This window comes from Nocardiopsis protaetiae (assembly GCF_045446735.1).
In the GTDB taxonomy this organism is placed as follows: Bacteria; Actinomycetota; Actinomycetes; order Streptosporangiales; family Streptosporangiaceae; genus Nocardiopsis; species Nocardiopsis protaetiae.
In genome coordinates this window covers 1-2,708 of the sequence record NZ_JBJJBV010000469.1, presented here as the reverse complement: position 1 = coordinate 2,708, position 2,708 = coordinate 1, and the positions used below count along the sequence as shown (strand labels likewise).

At 71.4% G+C, this 2,708-nt stretch carries 2 protein-coding genes; both read left to right on the top strand.

Annotation, left to right across the window (positions count from 1 at the left end; all coding sequences use genetic code 11):
* On the top strand, positions 1–1,105 hold a 1,105-nt coding region (locus ACJOT3_RS33940; RefSeq protein ID WP_406977226.1), incomplete at its 5' end, for a carbohydrate ABC transporter permease.
* Positions 1,102–2,016 (top strand): carbohydrate ABC transporter permease, encoded by a 915-nt coding sequence (locus ACJOT3_RS33935; RefSeq protein WP_406977225.1) that lies wholly within the window; start codon positions 1,102–1,104, stop codon positions 2,014–2,016. The genes ACJOT3_RS33940 and ACJOT3_RS33935, both read left to right, overlap by 4 nt.
* Positions 2,017–2,708 lie beyond the last annotated feature (692 nt).

Genomic DNA, 2,708 nt, shown 5'->3' with positions numbered 1-2,708 from the left:
CACCGCGATCCGCAACACCGGGATCTGGGTGCTGGTCGCCCCCGCCGTGGTCACCGGGCTGGGGCTGATCCTCGCCGTGCTGACCGAGCGGATCCGCTGGGCGACCGCGTTCCGCATCCTGCTGTTCATGCCGATGGCGATCTCCCTGTTCGCGTCCGGCATCATCTTCCGGCTCGTCTACGACGAGAACCCCGACCGCGGCGTCGTCAACGCCGCCATCGTCACCGTCCACGACGTGTTCCGGACCCCCTCCGAGTACCCCGGGGCCCGCCCCCGCGAGGAGGGGCCGCTGGGCCCCGACGCCGCCCTGGGCGGGTACACCACCGCGGACGCGCACGTGCCCGGCGACGTGGTCGCCCTGCCCCTGGTCGGCGTCCGGCCGGGCGACCTCCCCGAGCAGGCGGCCCAGGCCGCGCTGCCCGAGGGCGCCCCCGACGTCATCCAGGGGGTGGTGTGGCTCGACGCCGCCCTAGGCGGCGAGGCCGACGGCATCGACCCCGGTGAGCGCGGGATGCCCCGCCTGACCGTCGAGGCGCTGGACGCCGGCGGCGCGGTCGCCGCCACCGCCACCACCGGCGACGACGGGCGGTTCCTGCTGGCGGACCTGCCCGCGGGCGAGTACACGCTGCACCTGGCCGCGGGGAACTTCACCGAACCGTTCAACGGGCTCACCTGGCTGGGGCCGAGCCTGGTCACGCCGGTGATCATCTCCGCGTGGGTGTGGATCATGACCGGGTTCGCGATCACGTTCATCGCCGCCGGGCTCGCCGCGATCCCGCGCGACGCCCTGGAGGCCGCCCGGGTGGACGGCGCCACCGAATGGCAGGTGTTCCGCAAGGTCACCGTGCCACTGCTGGGGCCGCTGCTGCTGGTGGTGTTCGTGACGCTGGTGATCAACGTCCTGAAGATCTTCGACCTGGTGTTCGTCATCGCCCCCGGGTCGGTCCAGGCCGACGCCAGCGTGATCGCCCTGCAGATGTGGCAGGTGTCCTTCGGGGCGGGCGGCAACCAGGGGCTGGGCAGCGCGCTCGTGGTCCTGCTGCTGGTCCTGGTACTGCCGATCATGTACTTCAACATCCGCCGATTCCGCAAGGAGCGCTCGTGAGCACGACGACGACCCGGAGAACGCCCTCCGTCGTCGAGGTGTCGGTGTCCGGCACGCCCCGCCGGGGCGTCCTGAGCCGCATCGTCGACCGTCTCGGAACCGGGACGCTCCAGGTGATCCTGGTGCTGATCGCCCTGTTCTGGATGCTGCCCGTGGTGGGCCTGCTGCTGGTGTCCCTGCGGTCGGAGTCGGCCAACACCAACACCGGGTGGTGGACGGCCCTGCTCGAACCCACCCAGCTGACCCTGGACAACTACGCGCGGCTGGTGGACAACCAGGCCATCCTCCAGTCGTTCCTCAACACCGTGTACATCTCCGTACCGTCGACCGTCCTCGTGGTGGTGATCGGGGCGCTGGCGGCGTACGCGCTGGTGTGGCTCGACTTCCCCGGACGCGACTGGGTGATGGTGGGCGTGGTGGGGCTGCTGGTGCTGCCCATCCAGGCGTCACTGATCCCGATCTCCCAGCTGTACGGGGCGCTGGGGATCTTCGGGTCGATCACCGGGGTGATCCTGTTCCACGTGGCGTTCGGGCTGCCGTTCGCGGTGTTCCTGCTGCGGAACTTCTTCGTGGGCATCCCCCGCGACCTGCTGGAGGCGGCCCGCATGGACGGGGCCGGTGAGTGGCGGATCTTCCGCAAGGTGGTGCTCCCGGTGGCCCGGCCGGCGCTGGCCTCGCTCGCCGTGTTCCAGTTCCTGTGGGTGTGGAACGACATGCTGGTGGCCCTGGTCTTCACCAGCCCGGACGCCGCCCCGCTGACCGTGGCGCTGCGCTCCCAGCTGCGCCAGTTCGGCAGCAACATCGACCTGCTGGCGTCGGGGGCGTTCCTGTCCATGCTGGTGCCGCTCATAGTGTTCTTCGCCTTCCAGAAGCACTTCGTCCAGGGGGTCTTCGCCGGCTCCACCAAGTGACCCCGGGCGCCTCCCGCCACCGACCGCCCCGCGGCCGCACCACCCGTGCGACCGCGGGGCCTCCCGGCGCCCCGGGGGGCGCTTCATGCTGCCGTCCCGGTGGCCGGACGGTCACGCTCGCCCATCAGTGGTCAAAGTTGATCACCCGGTAATCAAATTTGACCAGAACACGAAGGCGCCCAGCCCGACCCCCGGGGTTCCATGCGGCCTGGGACCTTGGCCACGGCCACAGCCACAGCCACAGCCACAGCCGGAGGGCGTAGCGCTTCCTCCGCCCCAGGGGCGAGGGCGGCATGTGGCCTCCCGCCCCGGCCCCAGGGGATTCCCCGGCCCGGAGCCCCCAGCCACAGCCGGAGGGCGTTGCGCTTCCCCCGCCGCAGGGGGTTTCCCACCTTCCCCGGGGCTTTGGCCCCAGCCCGGTCACATCCGTGGCCACCCCCGCCGCAGGGGGTGACGGCCGCAAGAGGCCTCCGGCCCTGGCCCCTGGGGGTTTCTCACCTGGCCGGGGGGCCTTAGCCACAACCCGGTCACCTGCCCGGGGCCTTAGAGCGTGTTTGAGAAGGGTCAGGAAATAGGGCCCTGACTCGTCCAGGCCTGCTGGCGGGTCGCCTCCCGGCCGCGTGCCAGACGGCGGACCATCTGCCCGATCGCGGCCCAGCGCACCATCTCCTCGGCCACCCCGGGCTGACGCT